This is a genomic window from Hymenobacter koreensis (genome assembly GCF_039541855.1).
Classification (GTDB): Bacteria; Bacteroidota; Bacteroidia; order Cytophagales; family Hymenobacteraceae; genus Solirubrum; species Solirubrum koreensis.
In genome coordinates this window covers 861,277-872,723 of the sequence record NZ_BAABHA010000015.1, presented here as the reverse complement: position 1 = coordinate 872,723, position 11,447 = coordinate 861,277, and the positions used below count along the sequence as shown (strand labels likewise).

The window sequence follows — 11,447 nt, the reverse complement described above, 5'->3', positions numbered from 1 at the left end:
CTGGATTCTGTGGGCCAACGTCACGCTCTGCTTGAATCGGTTTCCTTAATTCCCAAACAGGCTCTTACTACTGCGAGCCTGAAGCTCGTGCCCAACCTAGCGGAAGACTGTTCTCCCCTACTTCGCCAGCAGTAAAGTAACTTTGCGAAGCCACTCCAAGCTGCTCCCGCTTCCCCAGCCACGCCACTGGCCAACTATCCCCCGCAAGCTGGGCCGTCATACCTTCTGGAATAGCTGCCCAATAGTATGCCTGACCTCTGCCAAGCCTGCCGCATCCGGCCCGTACAAACCATTGATCAGTACGACAACGAGGCTATTCCTTTTCGCTTGTGCCATGCGTGTCACCACCGGTTAATCACCCGCGCCTTGCGGCCGTTGGAGTATTTCAACCTGGTCGCCATTCACGGCTTGGCGTACGAGTTGCACGACGACTTCTATGACGAGGACGGCGAAGCTTGCGCCGCTGAGGAGGACGTGGAATACGACCCGACGCTTGCTTTTCCCGTCCTCCACGATCTGCGCCAGGATGTAGAGCGGTTGGTAGATTACGCCCTTGTTAAATGGTCGTACCCGCAGGAAATCACTCCTTACCTACAAGCGTTTGCCCCGGCTCAGGTACTGCAAGCCTTCGACAACAAACTAGTTCTCAATCCTCGTTTGCTAATCAGCTGCTTGGAAATAGCGGCCAAAGTATTGGGCCCGCAAGCGGAAGCCTGGGTACGCTACCAGCTAGTTCAAAACGACCACCTCGACAAAGTCCTTTTTGCCCAGGCGCTGGCCTCTTGCCTGCCAGCCGCCGAGGCCGAGGCCATTCTTTTGGAGGTCCTTAACCACGGCAGCGAGCGAGAATTGCGGGAGCGTATCTATTGCCTGGGTTTTCTCTCCGGCACTGGACCGCTGGATTGGCTAGAAGAGCAAAGGGGGCGCATCAACACTGTCTCCGATACCTACGGTACTGTATGCGCCAGCTTGGGCATGACGTGGCCCCGGATTCGACGCTGGTTACACCTCGGCCGCCCGCTAAGTCTTATCGCGCTTGATGCTTTAGTCAAGTGCAGCACCATGCCCGATACACTTAACCGGGCTCCAAGGCTGCGGGAGAATCCTCCGCGCCTGCTGGAACCCGCTTCCGTGGACGAAATGAATCAGGTACTGGATGCTTACCTGGCACTCGACAGCGTACCTCGCACCAAAAACGCGGTAGCCTTTATCAAGCAGAACTGGTCGCGGATTCTCAAAGCCAATACATAAAGCAATATTCCCAAGTGGCGCGAGTTTGCAGCTCGTGCCAATTCTAACGCGAGGCTGCGTATCCCTCCCGCACCCGCTGCCCCCCCCGTCAGCGTCATGTCGCCGCCACCGAAGCACTTGTCACCTGCGTTGAGGTTCGTGTCACGGTCGTTTAGGGGTATGTCACGCCCGCTCGGGTGCATACTCCCAAAACAAACAACGCCCCCGGCCAGCTGGCCGGGGGCGTTGCGGTTTGTAGCCTACGGGTTGGGCGAATACCGGGGCTAGAGGGCTGCTTTGCGGGCGTTAACGGCCGCTTCGAGGGCGGTGGCTTCGGCCAGGCTGGCGGTGAGGCGGGCCACGTCGAACTCGCGGTCGATGAGGGAAACGGGGTTGAACTCGAGTTGGCGGTCCTGCAGCTCGGTGATGCGGCGGTTCAGGGCGCGCCGGCGCCGCTCGTAGTCGCTTTTGGTGTCGCCCTCGGGCAGGGTGGTGAGCAGCGTGGTGAGCGAAGCCAGCTCGGCCTGCTTCACGCTCAGCTCGGCGCTCATTTCGAGCACGTCGTCGCTGAGGTTGCCGCGGCGCTTGTCGAGGATGCGCTGTTGCAGGTCGAGGTTGGCGCGCTCCTCGGCAATGAGGGCCAGCACGGCGTCGCACTGCGCGACGGTGGAAAGTTGATTGACGGAATAAGCCATTGAGAGTAGAGAAAGGAATGTAATACACGAAAATCGCCCAACGGGGTCAATAATAGCGGAATTATATATTAAACAAAACCGATTCTCAAAACAGGACGTCCTCGGCCGAGATATTCTCGAAATACGCCCGAATCCACTCCGCTTCGGCGCGCAGGCCGGCTTCGCGGGCGGCCAGGCGGGCGCGGGGCACATCGGCGGCGGGGCCGAGGGCGTGGGCGGTGGTGTCGGCGAGCAGGGCCAGCCAGCGGCGGGGCCGCTCGTCGGCGGGCGGCGGGGCCAGGGCAGCTTCCAGGGCCGGCAGCAGCGCCTGCAGGCGGCGGGCCTGCTCCACTTTTCGGGCCAGCGGAACAATCGCCTGGCGCAGGCGCTCGGCCTCCAGCAGGCAGGCTTGGCGGCGGGCCAGCAGGGGACGCAGGGCGGGAAACAGCGTAACGGGCAGCAATTCCGGCGCTACCGGGGTGGCAGCCGGCGCGGCGGGCTCCGGGGCCTTAACGGCCTGGGCCAGCACGGCCAGCCGCAGCAAGCTGGCCGTGGGCAGCTCCCGCCGCCCCGTTTCGGCCGAAGCCAATTGGGCCCGCGAGACATCCAGGTAACCGGCCAGCGCGGTTTGGGAAAGCCCGAAATAATCGCGCACCATGCGCGGCAGGCTAGGAGGAGCAGGTACTCGCATACGCTAGGAAAGGGGTTTCACGTTTGACACAACGTACCTTGACACAAAAATATTTGTGTCAAGGTACGTTGTGTCAAACGTTTTGGTCACGGAAGCGGCTGGGCAGTGGCTTATTTCCTGCTGCTTGGGTCGCATTACTCAGCTCCTTGGCTGCAATGGAAGCACGTTTTCAGAGGGTAAGAAAAAGCCCGTAGCCCCGCTCTCTGGCATTCGTCAGGCGCCTACTCTCTTCCAGGAGCGGGGCCGTGCCTTGAAGGGGTGCCGTGAGGCCCCCGTTGCCCACTATCCGCTGCCCACCTATACCCTTACGCAAGCCCCAGCGCCCGGCTTTTCCCCGAAGCTGGGCGCATTGTTTATCCCCGCTGGCGCGCTTGCCGCCCTTGCCCAGCCGGCCCTAATTCAGCGGCGCCCACTGGCCCGGCAGAAATTCAAGGCGGAAGGCCAGATCAAAGTTCGGGAAGGCCGCCGTACCGCTGTACAGGATGCCGCCCGCGTAGGTATCCGTACTGCTGCCGGCGGGGAAAAGGGCCGTATTGCCATAATTCACGCTGAAGGTGTACTGCTGCCCCGCCGCCAGCCAAAGCCCGGTCGGAAACGACACCGTCACGGCTTGCAGGGTGGTCGTGGCCAACGTAACCGAGCGCGTTTGCGTGGACAAGAGCGTTCCGCTAATGCCCGCACCGGCGTACAGGTTTACCGTCACCACCTCGGTAACGGTGGTCGTGGCCGCGTTGTAGAGGTAAAAAGTGAGGGCCGAGGCCAGCCCCAATCCCCCGACCGTGAAGCTCTGCCCGCCATTGGTAATGGGAAACGAGGCCCCCTGCCCTGTTTGGGCAATGGTGCCGGGCGTCGAGCCGATGCCGTAGCCGTAGAACTTGTTCTCGGTGGTGTTGTACACCAGCAGCCCCGGCACCGGCTGGCTAACGGCGTTCATCTGAGCGGTGGTAAGGCGCGGCAGCAGCAAGCCTTTGCTGGTGCTGCTCACCTCCAGAGCGGCCGAGCTGGCCGGGCTGGCCGTGCCAATGCCCACGCTTTGCGCCCCGGCCTGCGCCGGCAACCCCAAAGCCAGAAAAACGAAACGGTACCAGTAGCGCATAAGCAGCAGGTTTCAGTCCAAGCGCATGCAATATGGCAAACACCCTATACTTTCCCCAACCGGCACAAGCCGATGCTGCTGGGCTACTGCTACTTGGCGGCATATGAGGCCCGGTGCTGGTGGCCCCCTGTAGGCCTCCTCCGTCCCAACTGGCGCGAGCTTGTAGCTCGTGCCCAGCTTGACGGGAGGCTCAGCCTCCCCCTGCCTAGTCCACCTTGGTAACCGTGTAAGTAACCCGGGCGCCATGCAGCCGCAGGTTGGAGCTGTTTTCGGAGGTTACGAACCGCACGTAGTACGCGTACACGGCATTATCCACCACTGAGCTCAAGTCCGCCGACACCGTCGTGGTCAGGGGTGTTCCGCTGGTGACGTTCGTGGAGCTGAGGTTATTAATGGTGTTGGTGGCTAGGTTAATTCGGTAAATGTTGCCGTACACATCGTACGTGGCGTCGTTGTCGTACACGTACAGCACGTAGCGGGTAATCCGGGCTCCGTCGGGCAGGTAAATCGGGGCCAGCAGGAAGGCCGCGTTGCCGGTAGTGCCCCCGAGCACGTAGCGGAAAGCCCCCGTGGTGCCCCCACTCAGAAACGCCGCGGTGGCGGACAACGGCGCAAACCCGAAAGCCGCGGGCGGCACCGAGACGTAGCCGGTTTTGGCCCCGTCGTACTTGTACTCGTTGGTACTCGGAATCTGAATGTTGCCGTTAACGTCCAGCCGCTCGGCCGGCGCGGTGGTACCAATACCCACGTTCTGGGCTAGGCCCAGACCTGGCAAGAGCAAAGCAGCACAGCAGAGAACAGCAAGTTGTTTCATAGTTCAGTAAGCAGATAAAGGGGTTGAGTTAAAGGTGGGAAGTACCACGGCGTGGCAGGCTCCGGCCACCCGGCACTGCCGGCCTCACACTGCCGGTCTGGCCTTCGGAAACACAGCTTACCGCCGGGCCTGCGCGGCCGGGGCCACGGCGGCGCGCAAGGCCGCCACCTGCTCCTGCAAAGTCAGCAGGGCGGCGTGGTCGGCCTGCTGGGCCGCCTGGGCCTGCTCGGCGCGGCGGGTTTGGGCGGCCAGCGCGGCTTCCAGCTCCTTAATTGCTTCCAGCAGCACGGGCGTGAGCAGGGCGTAATTCACGGCTTTGTAGCCCTGGGCATCGGTGCTCACCAGCTCGGGGTACACGCGCTCCAGCTCCTGGGCCAGAAACCCTACCTGCTCGGCGCCGGCCACGCCGCCGTGCTGCACGCCCAGCGCGTTCCAGTGGTAGCGCACGCCGCGCAGCTGCCGTACGGCGGCCAGGGCCCCGGCCAGCGGCCGCACATCCTGCTTAAAGCGCGCATCGGAGGCCGACACGTTGGTGCCGCGAATCACGCCGTTCACGTCCAGCTTATAGGCCGGGTTGGTGGTGCCCACGCCCACGTTGCCCGTGCCCTGGTCCCAGCTCATCACGGCTATGGCCCCGCCACCGTTGAGGCGGTCGAGCACCAGGCGGTCGGCGGTAACGCCGCCCTCGCTGCCGCCGGTGTTGTGGCGCAGGTTCCAGCCGTAGTTGAGGTCGTTTTCCCGAAACCGCAGCGCGGCCCCGTTGGCGTCGCTGTTAGTATTAGACTGCAGCAGCAGGGAGGGCGTGGCCACGTCGCCTAGCCTTACTTCGCCGGTGTTGCTGATGTTCAGGCCCTGGCTGCCGCCGTTGCCCACCAGCTTGAACGTGCCCAGGTTAAAGTTGCCCCCGGCGGCGGTAATGGCCTGCCACTTACCGTTGCCCACGGCATCGGAAGTCAGCACCCGGCCCGCGCCCTGGGTACCGTCCACAATTCGGATAGCGGCGTTGGCATTTACGTAGCCAGGGTGCCCGGCCAGGCCCACCCAGCGCAGCGGCTGGCCGGGCCGACCGGCCGTGAAAATACCGGCCCAGCCCTCGGAGCGGTAGGCGTTGCCCCACACGGCATAGTCGATATCGGTGCCGGTGGGGCCAGCGCCGTAACCCGAGAACATGGCACGGGTGTAGTTGCGCCCGTAGATGCTGCGCGTCATCAGGGCCACGCTTTTGTTGGGCACTAAGGACCGGATTTCCACCTGGGAAACGGAGTCGCCCAGCGCGGCGGTTGCCACCGCCGACAAGCGCTTGTTGTTCAGGTTGAATTCCTGGGTGGCGGTGTGGTTGCCCAGGTTGTCGCCGGAGCGGGCTTTGTCGGGAATGAAGAGCCAGGCGCCGCCCCTGGCGTACCAAAAGCCCTTGCGGCCGTTGGTCTGGAACACCATCAGGCCGTCGGGCGGGGTGCCAATCTGGGCGCGGGTGGCCGAGTCCATGCGCGGAATCAGCAGGCCCTTGCCCGTGGCGTCCAGGTCGAGAATAGCTTTTTCGTGGGGGCTGCCAGCCGTGCCGATGCGCACCCCGCCGGGCGTGGTTTGGGCCGTAGCGGCCGAGGTGATAAACAAGACAGCAACAAGGGGATAGAGCTGTTTCATCGTGCAGCAGGACAAGTGGATAGGAAATATTTAGCGGCAATATTAGCGTATATAAATACTAACTCAAAGAGACCGTTCCAACGAGTCCCAATGGGCGCGGGCTTGCCGCTCCAGCCCATTTCTACCGGGAAACAGAGCTACACCGCGCAATCCGGCCGGGTTGCCAGTTATGTACAGCGACACTTCTACCCTGGTGTTGTTGAAACCGGAAATTTCCCGCAGGCGGGTGTTGGTGCTGATGTTGAGGGCCTTGGTATCCAAGGTATCGAAGCCGGCAATGGTTTCCAGCGCCGCATTCCGGTAAATGCCAATGCCGCTACCTGTACCGCTTGGGCCGCTCACCACCAAACGGCCGTTAAATCCAGAAATCGAACTCAGCGTCGGGTTGTCGTAAATGTTAAGATTCAAAACCGTGCGCAACCGATTAAAGCCCCAACCATCAGCAGCCGGCCGTTTTCGATGATGTTGAGGTACTCCACGGAGGCCAGCGAAGCAAAGTCCGGGATGGTTTCCAACACCGGGTTGTTGGTTATCCATAGCATACTGTTCACCGCTATTCCGCCTTGAGTCCCACCCGTGACGGTGCGCAGGCTCTGAAACCCATTGATGGAGCGCAAGGCCGGGTTTTGCGCAATGTAGAAGTATCCCAAGGTAGTCAGCGCCCCGAACCCCGACACGCTGGTCAGGTTTTGATTGAGGGCGATGTACAGGATGTTCGCGCTTTGCAGCTGGCCAAACCCAGAAATACTGGTTAGAGCAGGGTTAAACATGAAACGGATTTCCCCGCCTACCCGTCGCAGGTTGGGGAAGATGTTAAGCCCCGTGGCGGAGGCAGCCCCGCCAATCATCAAATTCCCGCCGATTTGCTCGATGTTGGCCAAGCCGCCGAGGTTGGCCAGTTCGTTGAGTTGGAGCTGCACGATTCCGGTCACGGCGGTAATGTGTAGCAAGCCGCTCACATCTGTGACGCCAGGGGTAAGTGTGCCGTCGGATAGTCGCTGGGCCCCAGTGATGGAGAGGTTGTCCACGGTGGAACAGCGGTTTCCGGAAGCCAAGTAGGCATTTACTTGGGCTTGGGTGTTAAAAGCAAGATTGCAGGTTTGCGCCTGCGCCCCCGTGATGCTTGCAGTGAGGCAAGCGCAGAAAAATGCGAACAATAGTAAACGTTTCATCATAGGAGGTCAATGCTTTAAACGCACTTGGGCAATTTGTATATTTTATTGATCGAATTAAAAAATATTTATAAAATACTGCGTCTACCATCGTCCGATAAAGGACGGTTTTACGGGTAAGCAACACGTGCTTCCCGTTTTTCCCGATACCAGTTTCCAACGCCATTTGCGTTGCCAACCTCTTCCTACTACTATACCGCCGCACTATTTCCATCGACCCAGTACCGTGTGTACAGTCAGCAAGAGGGACTAAGCTCTTGCCAACAAAAAGCACGTGCTGCTAGGCCAAAAAATCCAGCAGCTACATGCTTGTATCTGCCTACGCTCCTTCCCCAGCCCATATTTACTACTTTGGCGTAACCCTCTGTTTTCTGGTTGCGCCTCATGAAATTCGGTCTATACCTTGCTGCCCTATCTGCCTTTGGCTTACCTGCCTTGGCTCAACCCAACCCCAGGCTGGAAGCCAAAGCACGCAAGATTCACGAGCGCGTGTTCACAGTGGATACCCATGCCGATACACCCATGAACCTCGGGAAGCCTGGGTTCGACCTGGCGCGCGACAACGCCCCCACCGATTATAAGCTGGACTTCCCTAAAATGAAGCGAGGTGGCCTAGATGCCGTCTTCTGGGCCGTGTACATGGGTCAAGGCCCCCGCACCCCGGAGGGTAACGCAGCGGCCAAGCAAGAAGCGCTGACAATCTTCGCGGCTATTCACGCCGCACTTAAAGCACACCCCAACGAAATGGCGCTGGCCACCACCCCTGAGGAAGCCCAGCGCATTCGTAAAAGCGGCCGCCGCGCCATTTTTATCGGCATCGAGAACGGCTACCCCGTGGGCCGCGACCTGTCGCTGCTCCAGGAGTACTATACCCTGGGTGCCCGCTACATGACGCTCAGCCACGGTAACAACAACGACCTCTGCGACTCCTCCACCGACCCTAACGGCCCCGAGCACCAAGGTCTCAGCGCCCTTGGCGAGCAAGCCGTGGCCGAGATGAACCGCTTGGGCATGATGGTCGATATATCGCACACCTCCGACTCCACCTTTTACGACGTGCTGCGCCTTTCCAAAGCACCTGTTATAGCCTCGCACTCCGCCGCCCGCGCTCTGAGCAACGTGCCCCGCAACCTCTCCGACGACATGCTTCGCGCCTTGGCCCTGCACGGCGGCGTTATCCAGCTGAACTTATACAGCCCCTATGTAAAAACGCCACCCGCAAATCCTGCCCGCGCCGCCGCCGTGCAGACCTTTAACGCCAAGTGGAACGTGAAAAACTTCCTGAACGTGTACAGCCTGCCGCAGCCCCAGCAAGCCCAAGCCCTGGCCGACATGGGTAAACTGGACAAGCAATTCCCCGTTCCCCTGGCCACCGTACAGGACGCCGCCAATCAAATTGACCACATTGTGCGCGTGGCTGGCATAAACCACGTGGGTATCGGCGGCGACTTCGACGGCGGCACCGAGCTCAACGGCCTGAACGATGTGGGCGAGTACCCGAACTTAACCCTGGAGTTGGTACGTCGTGGCTATTCTCGCCCCGACATTGAGAAAATCTGGAGCGGCAACCTATTCCGAGTGATGCAAGCGGTAGAACGCGCCAAGGAAAAGCAGAATAAAGCGACTTTATAACACAGCCAGCATTTCATGCAGCCGCGACCTATCCCGATCAGCTATTGATTTGCAGACCGCGACTGCACACCAAAGCAGGTGATTTTGGTATGTCAGTGGCAGGTTCCCTTATGGAGGCCCAAACCAGTCTTCAAGCCCGGCGCTGATTCTCTTGGCCAGCTGGCTGGTTGCGACTACCTACCACACACAACCGCCCCCAAAAACGCGGCCTTAACGGCTTCGTTTGTGGGGGCGGTTGTGTGTGCCTTGTTTACTTACCCAAGGCGGCTTGCAGCTCGTTAGCAGCTAACTCCTGGGCTTCTTTGGCCTGCGGCACCACCGCGGCCATGCCAAAGAACTCGTGGGTCACGCCCTCGTAGTTCTGGTACCGCACGCTGCCACCGGCTTTCAGCAGGTTATCCGACAGCATCTTGCCCTCGCTCATGAGCGGGTCGATTTCGGCCGTGATAATGGTGGTGGGGGGCAGTCCTTTCAGGTCCGCATTTACCAAGTCAATCATTGGGCTCTTGCCGTCGGCGGGGCTGCGCAGGTACTTGTCGAAGAACCACGCCATGAGGTCCTTGTTAAGCGGCTTGGCCTGTGCGAATTTCTGATACGACGGCGTGTTCAGGTTGTAGCCGGCAATGGGGTATACCAGCAGCTGATGCTTGGGCATTTGCACCTTTTTGTCGCGGGCCATCATGCTCACGGCGCAGGCCAGGTTACCACCGGCGCTTTCGCCCGCCACCGCCACACGCTGCGGGTCGCCTTTAATGCTGGCTGCGTTCTTCAGCACCCACTGGTAGGCCGCAAACGAGTCGTTGTGAGCCGTTGGGAACTTGTTTTCCGGAGCCTGCCGATACGCTACCGACACAAATACCGCCCCGGTTTGCTCGGCAAGCCCCCGCACCGACGGGTCGTAGGTATCGAGATTGGCAATAACCCACCCGCCGCCGTGGTAATACACCACCACCGGGAACGGTCCGTTGCCCGACTTGGGCATATAAATCCGCGCTTTCACGCCCGGGGCTACTTCACGGCTCATCGTGTCCAGGCCGGAAGGCGGCATGGGCATGTTGTTTTTTTGCATCAGCGCCATCACGGCATCGGTGGGGCTGGGAGCTTTACGCGCTTCCTGCGCCGTCATTTTGGTTAGGGGCGTGGGCCCGCTCATGCTGGTAAGCTGTTCGATAACGGCTTGCATTTCGGGCATGATGCTCGGCGCCCAGTCGGGCTTAGGGCCGCTGGGCTTCACGGTACGCCGGGTATCGGTATTCGCGGCCTGGTCGGCCGCCGCATCCGCCGATTCGTTAGAGCTGTTGCCCGAGCAGGCAGCCAGCAGGCAAAGCGCGGCGGCGGGCGCCGCCCAGCGGGCCATTAAGGTGACGTGTTGAAACATGTAGCGTGGGTTTGGTTGAGGTCGAAGCTGGGTTTACGCAGAATCACACCCGCTGGCCAACCTCAACCAAACCCGCCTCCGCGGCGGACAGCGCTTTCATGCGTCAGTTGGTCACTGAAGCGTCCTGACGCACCATCACCGGACTGCTTTCCCGGTCCGTTACCGACAGAATCAGCGCTACGGTTTCGGTGGGCTGGTCCCATTGCGGAAAGTGGCCGCAGCGGTCAAACCAGTACAGGGCCGCATCGGGAAAAGCCGCTGTAGCCCGTCGGGCCTGGCTCGGGAAACACACCCGATCCTGCCGGCCCCAGCCAATCACCAGCGGGTGCCGCAAGCTGCCGCGCGGCGCCCCTTCTTGCCGCGGCCCGTACGCCAGGTGGCGCAATAGCTCGTCGAAAGTTGGCGTGTTGGCGAAGCTGCGCAGCTCCGTAAGGGCTACCGCCGCCGGCACTTGCCACGGCCGCGCCGAAAACTGCGCCAGCAGCAGCGTACGCCCTACCGCGTTGCCCGTGAGGGCCGGCAGCAGAGGTTGCAAGCCCCGCACCAAACGCACCGAGCCCGCTACTGAGTAGTAGAAAAACGGCACCTGCCACCCTGCCCAGAACCCACCGGGGTCCAGCGACACCGCCGCCCCTACCACGCCGCGGCGGGCCAGCTCCAGCACCAGCCGCGCCCCCATCGACGAGCCCACGCAGTCGATGCCCACCAGGTCTTGCTCGCGCAGCCAAGCTGCGAAGGCATCGGCAAGGGCATAGAACGAGTTTCCGCCGGGCAGCGGGGGTGTTTGGCCGTGACCGGGCAAGTCCACGGCAATAATTTCGCGGTGCGCCGCCAGCGCGTCGAGCACGGGGCTCCAGGAACACCAGCTTCCGCCAATACCGTGAATAAGCAACAACGGCTTGCCGCTGCCGCGCCGAATGTGGTGCAAGTCCATAAAATGACGTGAGACGTGGGTAGCTCCCTCCTGCCGAGCTCCAGCCGGCAGCGGCACCGCCGGTTTTCGGCAGCAGTTGATCAGTACTACGCAACGGCCCGCCAAAGGGCCGTTGCAGCACCAGTCTTTTACCCTTCTCACTTCCGCTACACGCTACTGAGTGGCCGCCTTCTACCAGCCGA

The 11,447-nt window shown here is 61.1% G+C and carries 11 protein-coding genes; 2 read left to right on the top strand and 9 right to left on the bottom strand.

The window, feature by feature from the left end; all coding sequences use genetic code 11:
* The first annotated feature begins 246 nt into the window (after nucleotides 1-246).
* The gene (locus ABD903_RS22825) at nucleotides 247-1,251 is read left to right on the top strand and encodes a hypothetical protein (protein ID WP_345228100.1); all 1,005 of its coding nucleotides are present in this window, start codon (nucleotides 247-249) and stop codon (nucleotides 1,249-1,251) included.
* 263 nt (nucleotides 1,252-1,514) lie between these two features.
* On the opposite strand, the gene ABD903_RS22820 is transcribed toward ABD903_RS22825, so the two are convergent.
* The 7 genes from ABD903_RS22820 to ABD903_RS22790 form a co-directional block, all read right to left on the bottom strand.
* On the bottom strand, nucleotides 1,515-1,925 hold the full coding sequence (locus ABD903_RS22820) for a hypothetical protein (protein ID WP_345228098.1): 411 nt from the start codon (nucleotides 1,923-1,925) through the stop codon (nucleotides 1,515-1,517).
* An 85-nt stretch (nucleotides 1,926-2,010) separates the two neighbouring features.
* Nucleotides 2,011-2,595: a hypothetical protein gene (locus ABD903_RS22815; RefSeq protein WP_345228097.1), complete on the bottom strand. Its 585-nt coding sequence runs from the start codon at nucleotides 2,593-2,595 to the stop codon at nucleotides 2,011-2,013.
* A 394-nt stretch (nucleotides 2,596-2,989) separates the two neighbouring features.
* Nucleotides 2,990-3,691 carry a hypothetical protein gene (locus tag ABD903_RS22810; RefSeq protein ID WP_345228095.1) on the bottom strand — a complete coding sequence of 234 codons (702 nt, stop codon included), beginning with the start codon at nucleotides 3,689-3,691 and terminating at the stop codon, nucleotides 2,990-2,992.
* A 205-nt stretch (nucleotides 3,692-3,896) separates the two neighbouring features.
* Nucleotides 3,897-4,505, bottom strand: coding sequence for a hypothetical protein (locus ABD903_RS22805; protein ID WP_345228093.1), 609 nt, complete (start codon nucleotides 4,503-4,505; stop codon nucleotides 3,897-3,899).
* 117 nt (nucleotides 4,506-4,622) lie between these two features.
* Entirely contained in the window at nucleotides 4,623-6,149 is a 1,527-nt protein-coding gene (locus tag ABD903_RS22800; RefSeq protein WP_345228092.1) for a tail fiber domain-containing protein, read from the bottom strand.
* Nucleotides 6,150-6,212: 63 nt separating this feature from the next.
* Nucleotides 6,213-6,557 carry a hypothetical protein gene (locus ABD903_RS22795; RefSeq protein WP_345228090.1) on the bottom strand — a complete coding sequence of 115 codons (345 nt, stop codon included), beginning with the start codon at nucleotides 6,555-6,557 and terminating at the stop codon, nucleotides 6,213-6,215.
* Entirely contained in the window at nucleotides 6,554-7,324 is a 771-nt protein-coding gene (locus tag ABD903_RS22790; protein ID WP_345228088.1) for a receptor L domain-containing protein, read from the bottom strand. Before ABD903_RS22790 ends, ABD903_RS22795 begins: the two co-directional genes overlap by 4 nt.
* A gap of 381 nt (nucleotides 7,325-7,705) precedes the next feature.
* On the opposite strand from ABD903_RS22790, the gene ABD903_RS22785 reads away from it, so the two are divergent.
* Complete coding sequence (locus ABD903_RS22785; RefSeq protein WP_345228086.1) at nucleotides 7,706-8,953, top strand: dipeptidase; 1,248 nt, start codon at nucleotides 7,706-7,708, stop codon at nucleotides 8,951-8,953.
* Nucleotides 8,954-9,203: 250 nt separating this feature from the next.
* Here the strand turns inward: ABD903_RS22785 and ABD903_RS22780 are convergent, their stop codons facing one another.
* Together ABD903_RS22780 and ABD903_RS22775 are read right to left on the bottom strand one after the other, a co-directional pair.
* Nucleotides 9,204-10,331, bottom strand: coding sequence for an alpha/beta hydrolase (locus tag ABD903_RS22780; protein ID WP_345228085.1), 1,128 nt, complete (start codon nucleotides 10,329-10,331; stop codon nucleotides 9,204-9,206).
* Nucleotides 10,332-10,434: 103 nt separating this feature from the next.
* The gene (locus ABD903_RS22775; protein WP_345228084.1) at nucleotides 10,435-11,265 is read right to left on the bottom strand and encodes an alpha/beta fold hydrolase; all 831 of its coding nucleotides are present in this window, start codon (nucleotides 11,263-11,265) and stop codon (nucleotides 10,435-10,437) included.
* Nucleotides 11,266-11,447: the final 182 nt, after the last annotated feature.

Coding starts and splice junctions, on each gene's coding strand:
- ABD903_RS22825 (WP_345228100.1), top strand. CDS start 247: ATGCCTGACCTCTGCCAAGCCTGCCGCATCCGGCCCGTACAAACCATT.
- ABD903_RS22820 (WP_345228098.1), bottom strand. CDS start 1,925: ATGGCTTATTCCGTCAATCAACTTTCCACCGTCGCGCAGTGCGACGCC.
- ABD903_RS22815 (WP_345228097.1), bottom strand. CDS start 2,595: ATGCGAGTACCTGCTCCTCCTAGCCTGCCGCGCATGGTGCGCGATTAT.
- ABD903_RS22810 (WP_345228095.1), bottom strand. CDS start 3,691: ATGCGCTACTGGTACCGTTTCGTTTTTCTGGCTTTGGGGTTGCCGGCG.
- ABD903_RS22805 (WP_345228093.1), bottom strand. CDS start 4,505: ATGAAACAACTTGCTGTTCTCTGCTGTGCTGCTTTGCTCTTGCCAGGT.
- ABD903_RS22800 (WP_345228092.1), bottom strand. CDS start 6,149: ATGAAACAGCTCTATCCCCTTGTTGCTGTCTTGTTTATCACCTCGGCC.
- ABD903_RS22790 (WP_345228088.1), bottom strand. CDS start 7,324: ATGATGAAACGTTTACTATTGTTCGCATTTTTCTGCGCTTGCCTCACT.
- ABD903_RS22785 (WP_345228086.1), top strand. CDS start 7,706: ATGAAATTCGGTCTATACCTTGCTGCCCTATCTGCCTTTGGCTTACCT.
- ABD903_RS22780 (WP_345228085.1), bottom strand. CDS start 10,331: ATGTTTCAACACGTCACCTTAATGGCCCGCTGGGCGGCGCCCGCCGCC.
- ABD903_RS22775 (WP_345228084.1), bottom strand. CDS start 11,265: ATGGACTTGCACCACATTCGGCGCGGCAGCGGCAAGCCGTTGTTGCTT.